General features: G+C 65.2%; 20 protein-coding genes and 1 pseudogene. 8 read left to right on the top strand and 13 right to left on the bottom strand.

All coding sequences use genetic code 11. From position 1 onward, the window contains the following. Positions 1 to 243 precede the first annotated feature (243 nt). Together AC0VX2_RS03090 and AC0VX2_RS03085 are read left to right on the top strand one after the other, a co-directional pair. The gene (locus AC0VX2_RS03090) at positions 244 to 735 is read left to right on the top strand and encodes a hypothetical protein (protein WP_074040882.1); all 492 of its coding nucleotides are present in this window, start codon (positions 244 to 246) and stop codon (positions 733 to 735) included. Continuing rightward, positions 621 to 1487, top strand: a complete 867-nt coding sequence (locus tag AC0VX2_RS03085; RefSeq protein ID WP_475160103.1) for an AraC family transcriptional regulator — start codon at positions 621 to 623, stop codon at positions 1485 to 1487. Before AC0VX2_RS03090 ends, AC0VX2_RS03085 begins: the two co-directional genes overlap by 115 nt. Positions 1488 to 1489: 2 nt before the next feature. On the opposite strand, the gene AC0VX2_RS03080 is transcribed toward AC0VX2_RS03085, so the two are convergent. The 6 genes from AC0VX2_RS03080 to AC0VX2_RS03055 all read right to left on the bottom strand — a co-directional run bounded on the left by AC0VX2_RS03080 (position 1490) and on the right by AC0VX2_RS03055 (position 6121). Further along, positions 1490 to 2182: an RraA family protein gene (locus tag AC0VX2_RS03080; protein WP_239279595.1), complete on the bottom strand. Its 693-nt coding sequence runs from the start codon at positions 2180 to 2182 to the stop codon at positions 1490 to 1492. Between the two features lie 78 nt (positions 2183 to 2260). Beyond that, a complete protein-coding gene (gene msrA / locus AC0VX2_RS03075; RefSeq protein ID WP_074041308.1) occupies positions 2261 to 2824 on the bottom strand; it encodes a peptide-methionine (S)-S-oxide reductase MsrA in 564 nt (187 codons plus the stop codon). After that, positions 2821 to 3297 (bottom strand): peptide-methionine (R)-S-oxide reductase MsrB, encoded by a 477-nt coding sequence (gene msrB / locus AC0VX2_RS03070; protein ID WP_020625393.1) that lies wholly within the window; start codon positions 3295 to 3297, stop codon positions 2821 to 2823. The genes msrA (AC0VX2_RS03075) and msrB overlap by 4 nt, the downstream gene beginning before the upstream one ends. A gap of 126 nt (positions 3298 to 3423) precedes the next feature. After that, positions 3424 to 4872, bottom strand: a complete 1449-nt coding sequence (gene cysS / locus AC0VX2_RS03065; RefSeq protein WP_396730027.1) for a cysteine--tRNA ligase — start codon at positions 4870 to 4872, stop codon at positions 3424 to 3426. A 3-nt stretch (positions 4873 to 4875) separates the two neighbouring features. After that, positions 4876 to 5739 (bottom strand): DNA-3-methyladenine glycosylase family protein, encoded by an 864-nt coding sequence (locus AC0VX2_RS03060; protein WP_074041311.1) that lies wholly within the window; start codon positions 5737 to 5739, stop codon positions 4876 to 4878. Between the two features lie 7 nt (positions 5740 to 5746). Beyond that, a complete protein-coding gene (locus AC0VX2_RS03055) occupies positions 5747 to 6121 on the bottom strand; it encodes a VOC family protein (protein WP_074041313.1) in 375 nt (124 codons plus the stop codon). 77 nt (positions 6122 to 6198) lie between these two features. Between AC0VX2_RS03055 and AC0VX2_RS03050 the strand changes: the two genes are divergently transcribed. After that, positions 6199 to 6636, top strand: coding sequence for a MarR family winged helix-turn-helix transcriptional regulator (locus AC0VX2_RS03050; RefSeq protein ID WP_074041316.1), 438 nt, complete (start codon positions 6199 to 6201; stop codon positions 6634 to 6636). Here the strand turns inward: AC0VX2_RS03050 and AC0VX2_RS03045 are convergent. From AC0VX2_RS03045 to AC0VX2_RS03030, 4 genes are all read right to left on the bottom strand, one after another. After that, positions 6626 to 6979 (bottom strand): hypothetical protein, encoded by a 354-nt coding sequence (locus AC0VX2_RS03045; RefSeq protein WP_074041318.1) that lies wholly within the window; start codon positions 6977 to 6979, stop codon positions 6626 to 6628. The two genes, AC0VX2_RS03050 and AC0VX2_RS03045, sit on opposite strands and share 11 nt — an antisense overlap. After that, positions 6979 to 7872: a helix-turn-helix domain-containing protein gene (locus AC0VX2_RS03040; protein ID WP_475432632.1), complete on the bottom strand. Its 894-nt coding sequence runs from the start codon at positions 7870 to 7872 to the stop codon at positions 6979 to 6981. Before AC0VX2_RS03040 ends, AC0VX2_RS03045 begins: the two co-directional genes overlap by 1 nt. 174 nt (positions 7873 to 8046) lie before the next feature. Next, positions 8047 to 8505, bottom strand: coding sequence for a DUF5709 domain-containing protein (locus tag AC0VX2_RS03035; protein ID WP_074041172.1), 459 nt, complete (start codon positions 8503 to 8505; stop codon positions 8047 to 8049). Beyond that, complete coding sequence (locus AC0VX2_RS03030) at positions 8502 to 9038, bottom strand: carboxymuconolactone decarboxylase family protein (RefSeq protein WP_235006254.1); 537 nt, start codon at positions 9036 to 9038, stop codon at positions 8502 to 8504. Before AC0VX2_RS03030 ends, AC0VX2_RS03035 begins: the two co-directional genes overlap by 4 nt. Before the next feature lie 253 nt (positions 9039 to 9291). On the opposite strand from AC0VX2_RS03030, the gene msrA (AC0VX2_RS03025) reads away from it, so the two are divergent. The 5 genes from msrA (AC0VX2_RS03025) to AC0VX2_RS03005 all read left to right on the top strand — a co-directional run bounded on the left by msrA (AC0VX2_RS03025) (position 9292) and on the right by AC0VX2_RS03005 (position 12138). Then, complete coding sequence (msrA, locus tag AC0VX2_RS03025) at positions 9292 to 9792, top strand: peptide-methionine (S)-S-oxide reductase MsrA (RefSeq protein WP_119217791.1); 501 nt, start codon at positions 9292 to 9294, stop codon at positions 9790 to 9792. A 24-nt stretch (positions 9793 to 9816) separates the two neighbouring features. Next, complete coding sequence (locus tag AC0VX2_RS03020; protein ID WP_119217790.1) at positions 9817 to 10212, top strand: GNAT family N-acetyltransferase; 396 nt, start codon at positions 9817 to 9819, stop codon at positions 10210 to 10212. A 28-nt stretch (positions 10213 to 10240) separates the two neighbouring features. After that, positions 10241 to 10621 (top strand): thioredoxin family protein, encoded by a 381-nt coding sequence (locus AC0VX2_RS03015; protein ID WP_119217789.1) that lies wholly within the window; start codon positions 10241 to 10243, stop codon positions 10619 to 10621. Continuing rightward, complete coding sequence (locus tag AC0VX2_RS03010) at positions 10621 to 11109, top strand: carboxymuconolactone decarboxylase family protein (RefSeq protein WP_074041171.1); 489 nt, start codon at positions 10621 to 10623, stop codon at positions 11107 to 11109. Before AC0VX2_RS03015 ends, AC0VX2_RS03010 begins: the two co-directional genes overlap by 1 nt. Before the next feature lie 255 nt (positions 11110 to 11364). Further along, complete coding sequence (locus AC0VX2_RS03005; RefSeq protein ID WP_160126273.1) at positions 11365 to 12138, top strand: AraC family transcriptional regulator; 774 nt, start codon at positions 11365 to 11367, stop codon at positions 12136 to 12138. Between the two features lie 596 nt (positions 12139 to 12734). Here AC0VX2_RS03005 and AC0VX2_RS03000 read toward each other — a convergent pair. The 3 genes and pseudogenes from AC0VX2_RS03000 to AC0VX2_RS02990 form a co-directional block, all read right to left on the bottom strand. Continuing rightward, positions 12735 to 13981: pseudogene (locus AC0VX2_RS03000) on the bottom strand (IS256 family transposase). Between the two features lie 106 nt (positions 13982 to 14087). Further along, positions 14088 to 14372, bottom strand: coding sequence for a transposase (locus AC0VX2_RS02995; RefSeq protein ID WP_221845052.1), 285 nt, complete (start codon positions 14370 to 14372; stop codon positions 14088 to 14090). Between the two features lie 116 nt (positions 14373 to 14488). Next, on the bottom strand, positions 14489 to 14875 hold the full coding sequence (locus tag AC0VX2_RS02990) for a winged helix-turn-helix transcriptional regulator (RefSeq protein ID WP_221845053.1): 387 nt from the start codon (positions 14873 to 14875) through the stop codon (positions 14489 to 14491). Positions 14876 to 14898: the final 23 nt, after the last annotated feature.

Here is a 14898-nt window from a genome sequence, read left to right as displayed (position 1 = left end):
AAGCAATCCGCGCCGCCTGCGTTTTCATGCTTCTAGAACCTCTCCTCGTTCGACACTCGGTTCGCGCTTTGGTCTGGCGAGTCCTTTTCTGTCGTCGTAGGCTGGTGGTCATGATGTGCGGGAAGCCACGCGGTTCACGGATCTTCCGTGTGCGCGAGAACGTCCGAGCCAAGGGCTCGATGCCGGCGCCCGCGCGCGCCCGTCCGCGAGAACGTTGCGTGCTCCGCAGGAGAGGGGCGTTCGGTGGACCTGCCTGTCAAGCTCGGTGACGCACAAGAGTTTCTGATGCTCGTTCCTTCCCCTCTTGCGGAGCGGGTGGCTGAGGACGAGCGTCTGGTCGTGGCGGCCTATCGGTTTCGTCGGGGCCTGGGCATCCGGGCCCGCCGGGCGCTGGCTTCACGGATCGAGCATGAGGTGACCGCCGCGCTGCACATCGTTCGGCCTGGAACGGTGGTGGTGGCCTTCGACGGTGCCGGCACGATGTCTCGGGCCCGTGTACACAGGTTGGCGAGCGGTGTGGTCGGTGAGGTGAGCAGGAGCGCCACCAATCTCGTCGGCGTGGACACGACTGTGATTGGAGTCGTGGTGATGTCGCCGGCCGAGCGAGATCTCGCCGCCGCGTGCGTGCGGCATGTCGCAGCGCAGCCACCGCACCGGGGCGACGGGCTCGTCTTTCACGCCAGCGATCTCCGCCGGGCAAACATCTACGAACTGATCGAGGAAGCAGTCCTGTGATGTCGGTCAGCTCTCCGCGTGGTCACGGCGAAGACTACCTGTTAGTCATCTACCAGCGTCGGAATGCCTCGGTCCTGTCGCTGCAGGGGCGGGACACCGAGCTGACTCCGGGGAGCATCGTCGTTGTCCCCCGCTCAACGGTGGGGAGTGCAATGCCCGCCGAGGACGCCGATCGCATGATCGTCGAGCTGCCGTTGGGTGTGGTGGGGTTGACGGCGGATCAGATCGGCGAGGTCTCTGGGGTGGATCTGCGTGAGCGGACCTCGCTGGCGGCGCTGCTGCAGTCCGTGCTCGGGGGCGTGATGGACTCCGAGCTCAGCCTGCGCGACGAGGTGGACGTGTTCGCGCCTGTCGCCGACCTGCTGAAAGTGACCCTGCTCAGCGCCCTCACTCCCGACCGCGCCACGACCCGGTATCCGCTGGCCGAGCAGATCGTCACCTACGTGCTCGACAACCTCACCGACCCTGGTCTCGGGGCCGCCCGGATCGCGAAGGACCTGCACGTGTCCGAGCGTCTGCTCTACGCAGAGATGTCCCGCGCCGACATCCGGCTCGCGCAACTGATCCAGTCCCAGCGCCTGCGCCGCGTCCGCGACGCCCTGACCGCACCGGCCACCATCGATGTCCCCATCGGCGTCCTCGCCCAGCAACACGGGTTCGTCTCAGCCAGCCACTTCAGCCGCATCTTCCGCGAAGAATTCGGCACCACACCCCGCCAATGGCGCAACAACACCACACCGCCAGGAGTGTGAGGTCACCGCTCGTGCGCCAGGTCGCCGCTGCGGGCTTCCCGCGCGATCAGGTCACGGGACGCGGCGTCGTCGGCACGGACCCGATGGGCGGTCTCGAGCACATCGTCGATGTCGCTGTCGGGAATGACGACGGCTCCCGATGAGTCGCAGAAGATGTACTGGCCCGGATAGATGCCCACTCCGTCGATGACGACGGGGATGTTCGCCTGAAACGGCGTGACGACAGCTCCACCCCAGGCGACGGCCTCTCCCGAGCACCAGGCTGCGAAAGGTTCCTCGGCCAGCTCGTCGAAGTCGCGAAGGCGGCCGTCGGTCAGGACGCCGGCGAGGCCGACGTTGGTCGCACGGGAGAGCTTCGTCCCACCGGCGAGAGACGTCGAGCTGTGGCCGTTGCTGGCCATCACGAGGACCGTGTTGGCGGGATCGGCCGGTGATCCGTCGACGGCCTGGTGGAACAGCCGTCCGAACGTGTATTGCTCCGGGTCGAGTACGGCATGGCACGTTGGGAAGAAGGAGATCGTCGCGACCCGACCGAACAGGGTGCGTTCGGGTGTCGGACTGACCAGCCCGGTGACATGGGCACGGTGACGATGCTTCCGGCCGAGCGCGTCGGTCAGATCGGCACACGTCAGGCCTGCGGCTGATGCTGCGCGACGCCGCTCCACCGTGTTGTCTTCATCGTTGTTCACGGTCACTCCGCATCATTTCTCAGTCACTGATGACGCGAGGGCGTGCCACCGGCTCAGCGGTGGCACGCCCCCACGAGTACATGGTCAGACGGAAGCCTCCGTCGTCTCGATGCGGCGGGGCAGGACCCAGCCGGCGCGAGGGTAGTGGCAGTTGTAGCCGTTCGGATACCGCTGCAGGTAGTCCTGGTGCTCAGGCTCGGCCTCCCAGAACGGGCCGGCGGGCTCGATCGTGGTGACGGCCGAGCCTGGCCACAGGCCGGAGGCGTCGACGTCGGCGATCGTCTCCTTGGCGATCTGCTCCTGCTCGGGGGTGAGCGGGAAGATCGTCGAGCGGTAGCTCGTGCCGATGTCGTTGCCCTGACGGTTCAGGGTCGACGGGTCGTGGATCTGGAAGAAGAACGCCAGGATGTCCCGGTACGTCGTCTTCGACGGATCGAAGACGATCTCCACAGCCTCGGCGTGGCCGGGGTGGTTGCGGTAGGTGGCGTGATCGTTCTGTCCGCCGGTGTATCCGGCACGGGTGCTGATCACGCCCGGCTGCTTGCGGATGAGCTCGTCGACGCCCCAGAAGCAGCCGCCGGCGAGGACGGCCGTCTCGGTGCCTGGTGTGCGGGTGACCTCTCCGGTGTCGTGAATTCCACTGGTCATGATGCGTGCTCCTTCGTGGTCGTGGTGGTGGTCTCGAACAGTGAGCGGAACTCGCCATACCCCTCGGCCTCCAGGTCGGAGACGGGGATGAACCGCAGCGCGGCGGAGTTCATGCAGTAGCGCAGGCCGCCAGCGTTCGCGGGGCCGTCGTCGAAGACGTGTCCGAGGTGGCTGTCCGCCCCGGTGGAGCGGACCTCGGTGCGGGGCATCCAGAGGGATCGGTCCGTCTTCGTGTGGACGGCGTCCGCGACGACCGGCTTGGTGAAGCTGGGCCATCCGGTTCCACTGTCGTACTTGTCGGTGGATGAGAACAGGGGCTGCCCGGAAACGACGTCCACGTACAGGCCGTCCTCGTGGTTGTCCCAGTACTCGTTGCGGAAAGCCGGCTCGGTGCCGTCCTTCTGGGTGACGCGGTACTGCTGGTCGTTGAGGCGGCTCAGGGCCTCAGAAGTCTTGCTGTAGTCGTGCGACACGATTTCCTCCTTGTCCGGCGCCGCTGGCTGCGGCGTCACTGTTGATAACGCCGGGGTGACGCGGTTTGGTCCCGCTAATCTGGGAATAGGCTGTGACTTGAAGAACCCTCCTGTTGCTATTTCGGATCATGCGCTATTTGCTTCACCGAAGACCCATGTCGTGCTCGACTGACTGTCGCTGAGCACGATGCCGGCGGCGTCGAGTTCGTCACGGATACGGTCTGCCGTGCGGAAGTCCCCGACCGTGCGGGCCTGGGCTCGCTGGTCGAGCGCCTGGGCGATCAGAATCTCCAACGCCCGCTCGACGCGCAGGGGTCCAGCGGTTGATTTGCCCCACGGCATCTCGTGCGGATTGATGCCGAGGACGCCCGTCATGGCGAGCACGGCGTCCCGTGCGTCGGCACCGGCCCGCGCGTCGTGCTGGGTGAGGGCGGTATTGCCGCGCCTGACCTCGTCGTGGAGGACGGCGAGGGCCATGGGGATGTTGAGGTCGTCATCCAAGGCGTTTCTGAATGCGACCGGCAGCTTGCTCGCATCCGCCGTCTGCCTCGAGTCGTTCGCGCTCCGGGCGATGAAGTCTTCGATTCTGCGCATCGCCGCCGCGGCGGATCGCAGGGCGGATTCGGTCAGCTCCAGGTTCGACCGGTAATGGGCCGATCCGAGGTAGTAGCGCAGGTCGATAGGACGTATCCCCTGCAGAAGATCGTCGACGGGTGTCGCGTTGCCGAGGGACTTGCTGATCTTGTCGCCGCCGGACGTGACCCAGCCATTGTGCATCCAGTAGCGCGCGAATCCGTATCCGGCGGCACGGGACTGCGCCTGCTCATTCTCATGATGAGGAAAACGCAGGTCGAGCCCTCCACCGTGGATGTCGAAGCTCTCTCCCAGGTAGCGGAGGATCATCGTCGAGCAGCTCAGATGCCATCCCGGGCGTCCCGGCCCGTAAGGCGAATCCCATGCCGCGCCCGCGGCACTCGCCTCTCCTACCGCCACATCTGAGGGAACGGATTTCCAGAGCGCGAAGTCGCGAGGGTCGCGTTTCCCCGTCGCCTGATCGGCATGTTCGTCTCCGGGGAGAGTGCCGGTCTCCTGTGAGGTCAGAGAACCGTAGCCAGGCCATGATGAGACGTCGAAGTAGACGTCTCTCTCATCGTCTCCCGCTCGGTACGCGTGGCCTCGTTTGATCAGCCGGTCGATGAACGCAAGCATCTCGGCGGTATGCCCCGTCGCGCGCGGCTCGATCGTCGGCGGCAAGATACCGATCATGCGATAGGCGTCGGCGAACGCCCTCTCCTGGCGAGCAGCCCACGCCCACCATGGAACGCCCGCCGTGTTGCTCGCAGCAAGAATCTTGTCGTCCAGGTCGGTGATGTTTCGGACCAGGGTCACGTCGAGCTCGTGGCCGATCTGGAGCCATCGTCGCAACTGGTCGAAGACCACTGCCGAGCGGAGATGGCCGACGTGTGGCGGAGCCTGAACGGTCGGACCGCACAGATAGATGCCGACGCGACCCGGTCGCAGGGGCGCGAACGTGCACAACGATGATGTTCCGCTGTCGAAGAGCCGTAACGTCATCGATCAGCTCATCTCACGGGTGCGCTGCTCTCGGAGCGCACGGAGGTGGACCGCGGCCCAGGAGCGGAAGGGGCGCCAGCGTTCTGCGACCTCCTCAAGCAGCGATTCGGGCCCGTACTGGTAGGAGATCTCGGCGTAAAGGCGGCGTTCCGCGCGCGGAAGGACGTCCTGGGCGTTGGCGCCGCGGATAAGGACGAGGTCCGCGGCGAACGGTCCGATGCCTGTCACCGTGAGGAGCTCGCGGCGAGCAGATTCTTCGGGCGTAGTTCGGAGCCGGGGACCGTTGAGCAGTCCGGTGAGCGCAGCCTCGGCGACAGCCCGGAGATAGTCTGGCTTCCGACCGGGTAGGTCCAGTTCTCCGGCGTCGATGGCGCGGATGAGCGCATCGGGCGCGGGAAAGGCCCCGTCGTCCCCGTGCGCGACGATAAGGTCGCGGCGGACTCGGGCAGCAACCGGGACGCGAGTGCGCTGCGACAAGACGCACCAGGCTGCGGCTTCGTAGGGCGAATGGAAGCCGCACGGGCGATATCCGGGGAGAGCCCTTTGGGCGGTGGCGATGATCGGGTCGCGATCGCCGACAGCCGCCCAGGCCCGCGCGTCCACATCAAGAGAGAGGAAGCGGCACACCTGCTCAGCTGCTGCGGCCAGATCGCCAGTGCCGGACAGGCTGATCTGGGCGCTCTCCCCGCGCTGGGTGACGCGGGCGGACACGGGCGTCCAGTCATGCTCGCTCATAAAGCGCGCAGAGAGGACGTCCGGGTCGCCGCCGGCCGCGATCGCGGTAGGGGTGAATTCTTCCCAGAACCGCTTGCTGGTGCGCAAGGACCACGGCCCGAGGACCTGGACCGAGAGGGTGTGCTGCGCCATGGTGGCATTAGGCGCGGGCGTGAATGGTGACGACGTAGCCGTCGGGGTCACGGAATGAGAACTGCAGTCCGAACGGCCCCTCGAACGGTTCCTGCGCGATCGCCACTCCCGCGTCGACCAGGCGTGCATGCACGCCTTCCGCGTCGTCGTTGTGGAACCAGACTCCGGCGCCGGCGCCGAGCTGAGGCATCGCGTCGAGATCCACACCGGGGAACGGGTCGCGGACGGCGAACGCGGCTCCTCCTGCGGAGAAGACGGTCGCCGCGGGGTTCGAGTCTGGGAGGCGTGTGAGTCCGACGAGCTCCTCGTAGAACTTCGCGGAGACGGCGCGGTCCCGCACCTGGAAAGAGACGAAGTCCGGGCCGGTGGTTGTTGCTGCCATGAGCAGGCTCCTGTTCTGTTCAATATCGCCAGTGTCAATATCCTGACACTCGTTGGAGTGTGTGTCAAACTATTGACATGGATGCATTGGACCGGAGCCCGGAGTCGCTGGGGGTGCTGATCAAGGAGACGCAGTCGCTCCTGAACCAGCGAATGGACGATCGGCTTCGCCCGCTGGCGCTGAGTGTGCCGCAGTACGCGTGCTTGACCGCCTTGCAGGACACGCCAGGCATCACGAGCTCCGAACTCGCCCGGCGCGCGTTCGTGTCTCGCCAGTCGATGAACGTGCTGCTTCAGGGGCTGGAGAAGCGGGGACTGGTCACCCGCTCGAGTGATCCTGGGCCCAGGCGGGAACGGAGCGTGGTGCTGAACGATGCCGCAGAACTCCTCCTCGAACGCGCACATGAGGAAGTCTCCTCGGTCGTTCATCGCATGACCGTGGAGGTTGAGCCGGTGGAGCGCGTCCGTCTTTACGAGCTTCTGGCTCGTTGCCGCGACGCCCTGCTCATTCCTTGACGGCATTGTCAGGCCCGGGGAGCTGATACCGGCCGATGGCGCTGTAGGACCCGCGGCGGAAGCGGAGACCAGCGATCCGCCCGTCTTCGACGAGCCAGCGCAGTTCATAGCACGCGCGGTAGTCCGGCGGCCAGAAGGAACAGAACTGCCCCTCTGCATCCACATACCACTCCCCCAACGTGGGTCTTCCGTTCTCGACGTACACGGTCTTGCCGTCCTCGGCGAATGCCTGCGTTGCCCCGTCCTCGTACAGGATCGATGCGGCCGTCAGCGCGCGAGGGATATCCGGTGCTCGAACTTCCTCCGCGTCGATGACGGTGAGGTCAGATAGCGGCTCGTTCATCAGTACGTCTCCTCTGGCCTGATCTGCTGCGGGCGGTCCAGTCGGCTCTCGTCCTGGGTCTCATCGGGGCGAGGTGTGGTGTTGTTGCGCCATTGGCGGGGTGTGGTGCCGAATTCTTCGCGGAAGATGCGGCTGAAGTGGCTGGCTGAGACGAACCCGTGTTGCTGGGCGAGGACGCCGATGGGGACATCGATGGTGGCCGGTGCGGTCAGGGCGTCGCGGACGCGGCGCAGGCGCTGGGACTGGATCAGTTGCGCGAGCCGGATGTCGGCGCGGGACATCTCTGCGTAGAGCAGACGCTCGGACACGTGCAGGTCCTTCGCGATCCGGGCGGCCCCGAGACCAGGGTCGGTGAGGTTGTCGAGCACGTAGGTGACGATCTGCTCGGCCAGCGGATACCGGGTCGTGGCGCGGTCGGGAGTGAGGGCGCTGAGCAGGGTCACTTTCAGCAGGTCGGCGACAGGCGCGAACACGTCCACCTCGTCGCGCAGGCTGAGCTCGGAGTCCATCACGCCCCCGAGCACGGACTGCAGCAGCGCCGCCAGCGAGGTCCGCTCACGCAGATCCACCCCAGAGACCTCGCCGATCTGATCCGCCGTCAACCCCACCACACCCAACGGCAGTCGGAAGAAGTCCCCGATGACCCCCTCGTCGAAAGCGTGGACGTAGGGGCTCGTGCTCGGGTAAACGACGATGCTGCCTGGAGTCATCACGGTCTGGTCATCCCCACGGCGCAGCATCGACCGGTTGCCGCGCTGGAAGACCACGAACAATGACTCGTCGTTGTCCGCTGTGATCATCCGCTGGGGGCGCATAGCGAGGGCAGCCAGCGAGGGCACCGTCTGGACGGACAGGGCTCTCAGCTGCCCAATGTCTTGGTAAGACACGCTCACGCGAGCCTCGCGGCCTTGCGGGTCGAGAGTCAGGTCTGTCTGGACGAGGTTCTCGCAGAGCATCGTCCGGATCGTCTCCACGCGGTCACGTGGATCAATGCTGCGCGAGTCCCATGTCTGCTGCATCATTACAGCCTCCGCCGGTCTTCCGGGCTTCCCCGGTCTGATTCCAGACTATTGCCGGTCATAGTCGCCCTCGTCGATGACGACATGGATAGCCGCCTCCTCGGCGGAGGCGGCACCATTGTCGATGCCGATGTCGGATGCCCAGAAGTCGGAGGACGGGTCAGGGTTGCCGGGTTCGGTCCAGATCAGCCGCCCAGCGCGTACCGATCCGACCTGGTCGTCAAGGATCTCGCCGTCCGTGCCGATGATGTCGCCGATCCCGTCGCCCATCGGCTCTTCAGGTTCGTACTCCGGCACCTCACGCGCCAAGCGAGCCGCCAGCGGTTCTCGGGTGCGTGCTTCGCGCGCCGTGAATCCCCACGACAGTTCGGATGACCGCCGCTCCGGCGGAGAGTATCCCGGGCCGTCGTCGTCGGAGTCTTCGCCGAGAAGATCCGAGTCGAGGCTCTCATCCGGCGGAAGCAGATCGAACTCGATCTCCTGCCCGCTGACCGATCCGTCAGTCATGATGGGTTCCCTTTCTTTCCCCCGACGCCTGGGCTCTCAGTCTCACGAGCAGGCTCTTCGTCACCGGGCAATACGACTGGCACCGCGCCCTGCGCGAGCTTCAGCCTCGTCCACACGTTCATGTTGATGACGACGGCTGCGATCTCGGCGATCTCACGCTCATCGAAAAACACCGTCAGCCCTTGATGCATCTCATCGAAGTGCTCGTGCTCGTAACGTGTCAGCGCTTCGCAGTACGCGAGTGCGAGTGCTTCGGAACCGGAGAACATCGTGCTCTGCCGCCAGCTCGCCAGGTGCGCGACCATCGCCGCGCCGATGCCGACTTCCACGGCGATACGCGTGTGCAGGATCAGGCAGTAGGAGCACGGATTGATCTGCGCAACCCGCAATCGGAGAAGGGCGGCTAGGCGATCACCGATCGACAGCTTCGCGGTGTACCCGAACCCCGTGGCCATCTGCTTCGCAAGCTCATGGAAGTCAGAGAGATCCGGATCAAAGCGCACATTCTCGAAATCGATCTGCTCTGATATCACGATCTCTCCTCACCGTAGGGCACGGTTCGCTGGCTTGCCGGAGTTCCGGCGCCTCCTCTGACGGTAGGTCCGCTTCTCTGCCCCGTGTGGCCTGCTCCTGCAGAGAGCTGTCTTCTCCCTGCAACCGCCGGTCCCGCTTCCGAACGCCGCAGGTCGCGGACATTACGCTGCACAGCCAGGCCACCTGGACAGCACTCCGCTCCGTATCGTGACCCGAAGGGGCGTGTTGCCCGCCGCGAAGAGAGAGAAGACGATGCCGACCTCGAGAGTGATCCTCGCCAGCGGCTGCTTCTGGGGAGCCCAGGAACTCTTCCGCTCGCTCCCGGGCGTGGTGAGCACCCGTGTCGGATACTCCGGCGACGACGACACGCCCAACGCGACCTACCGTAATCACGGGGATCACGCCGAAGCGCTCGAAGTGATCTATGACCCCTCGATCATCCGATTCCAGATACTGCTGGAGTTCTTCTTTCAGATTCACGACCCCACGACTCGGAACCGCCAGGGAAACGACATCGGGCGCAGTTACCGATCAGCGATCTTCACGACGACCGAGGGACAGATGAAAGTCGCCTTCCACGTGATCGAAGCGATCAACGCTTCGGGCCGCTGGCCAGGAGAAGTCGTGACCGAGGTCGGCGAAGCCGGCCCTTTCTGGGAGGCCGAACCCGAGCACCAGGACTACCTGCAGAAGCACCCCAATGGGTACTCGTGCCATTTCATCCGGCCCGACTGGGTACTACCGGGCCGCTGACCGAGATCTCGCGATAGGAGAGACATGAAACATCCCGACGGAATGATCGGCTTGACCGCGACCGACGCCGACACCGACCTCCCGGCTGTCTCCTCGGACGCAGCGGAAGACTTCGTCATCACGGAGAACGTCGAGTCAGAGCTGTACGAAGCGACCGTGGACGGCAAGCTCGCTGCAGGCCTGCTCTACAGCAGAACCGGCGACCGGGTGCTCCTCCTCGCAACCTCGGTGTTCCCGGAGTTCCGTGGAAAGGGAGTCGCTGCGCGGCTCCTCGGGGGCGTCCTGGACAGTCTCCGCAAGGACAACATGACCGCGACGGTCTCATGTCCCTTCGCCGCCGCGTACATCCGCGCTCATCCGGAGTATGCCGACATCGTCGACGCGCGATTCCCCGGCAACCCCCACGGACACCACCACTGAGCATCATGAGTACAAGAGGAGAACTCGCATGGCAACCGTCGAACTGACCGAAGACAACTTCGAGGTCACGATCAATCAGAACGACATCGTCCTCGTCGACTTCTGGGCGGACTGGTGCGCACCATGCCACCAGTTTGCGCCGGTCTTCGAGAAGTCATCGTTAGACAATCCGGACGTCGTCCACGCGAAGCTCGACACGGAGTCGGAGCAGCGCATCACCGCGGCCGCCCAGATCACCGCGATTCCGACTCTGCTCGCCTTCCGTGAGGGGTTACTCGTCTTCAGCCAGGCGGGGGCCCTACCGCCCACTGCCTTGGCTGAAGTCGTAGAGAACGTCAGAGGACTCGATATGGACGAGGTCAGAAAGGGCCTCGACTCCGATGGTGACTCGTCCAAGGACGATCGCTGATGTCCACCTTGCATGAACCGCGCCCATACATGGACAAGGCCGTCCCTGAAGCATGGGAAGCCGCTTCTACGTTCGCGACCGCTGTGTCTGAGGCCGCGTCGCAACGTGGGCTCACTCCCGCGGAGAGCGAGTTGGTCAAGGTTCGGGCGTCACAGCTGAACGGATGCGTCTTCTGCCTTGATCTGCATTCACGGCAGGCGAGGCGCGCAGGAGTCAATCAGCAAGTACTCGACGTCTTGCCCGCCTGGCGCGAGTCGACTCTGTTCAGCGATCGAGAGCGAGCCTTGCTCGCGATCGCTGAAGCAGCCACCCGACTCCCGCTCGACGCCGCCGTGAATGCCGAGCTCGCGCAGGCCCGAAACACCCTCGCCGAGGAGGAGTTCGCGGCCGCGGAGTGGGTCGCCGCAGCCATCAATATGTTCAATCGGGTCTCCATCCTCAGCGAACACCGCGTGCGGCCACGCGACTCGGAGGGCAAGCTGAGCTGACAGCGTGCCATGCGCAGCGTGGCCGCTACGCCAGAGGACGCGTTCGAGGCCGCACATGACTTGCCACCCGCTGCGCCCCTCAGGTTCACGCGCCCCTACGCAGCGGTTCGGGCACCAGGCGATATCGCGGCCATAGAGATGGTGCGCACGGTTCCATCAAGCCGTACCGTATTTCGGCACGCGAAGATACTCAACGTCGTCGAAGGCTCTTGCGCCCTCGAGACTGCTGAGAGCGTGCACGTCCTGCGTCCTGGCATGTCTCTTGCCCTCGGCACCGGCAAATGGTGCCGCGTGCGCCCATCACCGTCCGTACGCATCTGGGCCATCTACGCCGACGAACGGTTCTGGCGCACCCAGATGGCATGGTTCCTTCCCGACGCAGAGCGAGTGGTCGCAGGAATGCACCCCCTCGAGTGGGACGGCCGCGCGATCGTCCTTGCACCGGGTATCGCTGCCCTGCGGCAGGTCGAGCCGCTATGGCGACAGATGAGCATCCTGCGTAGCGGGACCCATTCGCCCGAAGTCGTCGCGACTCACACTCTCGAGCTTCTCGCACGATGGATGAGGCTGATACTGCCAACTTTCCTTGATGAAGCATCGGACACCCCCACAACACCGTGGACGCCCATCAATGGACGACTGACCGACACCGGATCTATCGGCTACATCGGTCGAGCAATCCAGTTGCTTCGCGGGCGGATCGCAGAGCCGTGGACCGTTGGAGCACTCTCACGAGAACTCTCACTTTCACGAACCCACCTGACCCGCATGTTCGTACAGCACGCCGGCGCCGCCCCAATGCGCCTACTCACTGAACTCCGGCTCACCGAGTTCGCGCGGCTCATCGAAGAAACAGACATCTCCGTGATGCGTGCCGCGAGCGAAGTCGGGTGGAGCGACCCGCGCGTCGCATCCCACTGGTTCCACCGTCGCTACGGCATCACGCCGACACAATACCGACGCACACCACACACGGTTCCTGATCATCGACAAGGCAAGGCTGTCGCTGTCAATGACTCAGCTCTGTGAGGCGATGGCATCGTCCCAACAAACTTGCCCATCAGGTTCGCAGAGAATGCGACGGTCACCTCGGCTTCCCTTACCGCTACTCGCCGCATGAACCGTGACTCTCGACGAATGACCCAAGTTCGTCACGTGCATCTCGACGGATACGCCGCAGGTCAGTAGACCGGACCAGACATGTCGGGTTCGCTGTGGAGCCTGATGGTCGGCACTCCGTCTGCTATCCGTCCTCGCTCCGTTAATCCTCCCGACGCAGCTCATGGCCGCAAGGCGTTCCGCGTCTTGCGGGAGTCCCTGGGAAGGAGTAGCGCATGGCTATAGAGGGGATACGAGGCGAAGCTCGCGAGGCCTGCAACAGGTTCGCGAAGGTCATGACCAACTTATGCCCCCGGCGGTCGGCCGATGCTGCGGGCCGCGAGTTCGCTGCGGCATGTCCACTGGCAGAGGTGGTGTTGGTCGAGCGTGAGCGAAGAGCAACGCTCATGCCAGACGCGCCGCCCGAGTGCACAGGATCGGTTCCTGACCGCGCCGAGGGTTTGGGGTCGGGTCAAGTCCCTGGAAGTGGTGTAGCCGTCTTCGAGGTTGTAGGGGGCTTGTACCTGTCAGGTCTGCAGGGTCGGCATCACCTCCGTGCTCATCACGGTCTCTTGCTCCGTGGTCAGGGGCTCACGGCACCGGGCGAGCAGTTCCAGGCCGAGATACCGGCGGCCTTCGGCCAACTCATCGGTCTGCTCGGCCAACACAGCCCCGACCAGACGCACCACGGCATCCCGGTTCGGGAAGATCCCCACGAGTCCGTGCGGCGCCGGATCTCCCGGTTCAGCCGCTCGGCAGGGTTGTTCGACCAGATCTGGGACCACACGTCCCTCGGGAACGAGGTGAACGCGAGGATGTCCTCTCGTGCTGCATCGAGGTGCCCAGCCACCGCGGGCAACCTGTCCTGCACGTAGTCCAACAGGCGCTCGAACTGGGCCTGCACGGCCGGCCCGTCGGGCTGGTCGTACACGCTGTGCAGCATGGCCTTCACCGCCGGCCACATGCTCTTCGGGGTCACGGCCATCAGATTCGCCGCGTAATGGGTGCGGCAGCGTTGCCACACGGCCCCGGGCAGGTTCGCCGCCACGGCTTCCACGAGGCCGCGATGGGAGTCCGAGGTCACCAGTGCCACCCCGGCCAGCCCCCGGGCCACCAGGTCCGCGAAGAACTCGTTCCACGCCGCACCCGTCTCCGTGGTGGCCACCCTCAGCCCGAGGACTTCGCGGCGCCCGTCGGCGTTGACCCCGGTGGCGACCATGGCCACCGCGTTGATCACCCGCCCGCCCTCTCTGACTTTCATGGTCAGGGCGTCGGCGGCGAGGAACACGAACGGGCCGGCCTCGCCCAGCGGCCGGTGACGGAAAGCCTCGATGTGCTCGTCCAACTCCTGTGCCATCCGGCTGACCTGGGACTTCGAGAGCGAGTCGATGCCCAGCTGCCGTACGAGCTTGTCCATGCGCCGGGTCGAGACCCCGGCCAGGTAGCAGTCCGCGACCACGGTGATCAGTGCGGACTCGGCCCGTTTGCGGCGCTCGAGCAGCCATTCGGGGAAGTACTTGCCGGCCCGGAGTTTGGGGATGGCCACATCGATCGTGCCGGCGCGGGTGTCCAGGGGTCGGTGGCGGTAGCCGTTGCGCTGCGCTGTCCGGTGTTCGGAGGGCTTGCCGTACTCGGCCCCGCAGACCGCGTCAGCGTCGGCGGAGAGCAGTGCGTTGATCACGGTCTGCAGCAGGTGGCGCAGCAGGTCTGGGGAGGCCTCCCCGAGAGCTTCGCGCAGCAGGCGTTCAGGGTCGACAATGTGTGGAGCGGTCATCGTGGTGATGTCCTTTCGAGAGTGCTGTGGAAGGTTCACTCGAAGGCTCCCACGGTGACCGCGTCCGTCTCGAGGATGGTCGTGGCTACCGGGGAGGGTTACACCACTATCCGTGACTCAACTCGCCAGCGAGCGACGCCCGCTTCTGCACGTGGGTGAGCAGGTCCTCCCAGACGCCGTCGCTCGCCCACCGGCGGAAGTTCTTGTAGATCGTGTTCCAGCTCCCGAACCGATCGGGGAGGTCTCGCCACGCCGATCCCGTGCGGAACCGCCACGCGGTCGCCTCGACCACTGTGCGCCGATCCACCGGAGGACGGCCCCGTGTCCTCACCGGCGGGAACACGTCCCGGATCAGCTCCCAGACCTCGTCCGTGATGACATCTCGCGACACGACTCAAGAATCACCCGAAGGCCCCGAACCAGCATTTAGCAACACGGCCTAAGCCGCGTCGGACGTGGTGAGGGGGCCGCCGGCGGCCGTGTGGGATGGTGGCCCGGGCCCGGGGCTCAGCCGTGCGGGGTGCCCAGTGCTTTCTCGTCATAGGCCTGACGAGCTTCAAGGACGTCATCGAAGTGCTCGGCCGCCCAATCGACCAGCGCCCCAAGTGGATGCTCCAAGGTCGAGCCGAGTGGCGTGAGGCCGTAGTCGACGTGGCGGGGCACTGTGCCGTGATCGATCCGCTCGACGATCCCGTCGCGCTCCAGGTCGCGGAGAGTGTCCACCAGAACCTTCTTGCTGATGCCGTCGACGGCCGCCTGGAGCTCGCCGAAGCGCAGACGCCGATGCTGGAGCGCGATGACGATCAATGCGGTCCACTTGTTGGCGATCCGCGCGAGAGAGGTGCGCGACGGGCAGGTCGCGAGCAGGGGATTCCATGAACGTTCGGTGACCATCAGGTGAACTCCTTCCGTGGTTA

It is taken from the genome of Micrococcus sp. iso_239 (assembly GCF_056173395.1).
This window is presented reverse-complemented; position numbering and strand designations above follow the sequence as displayed.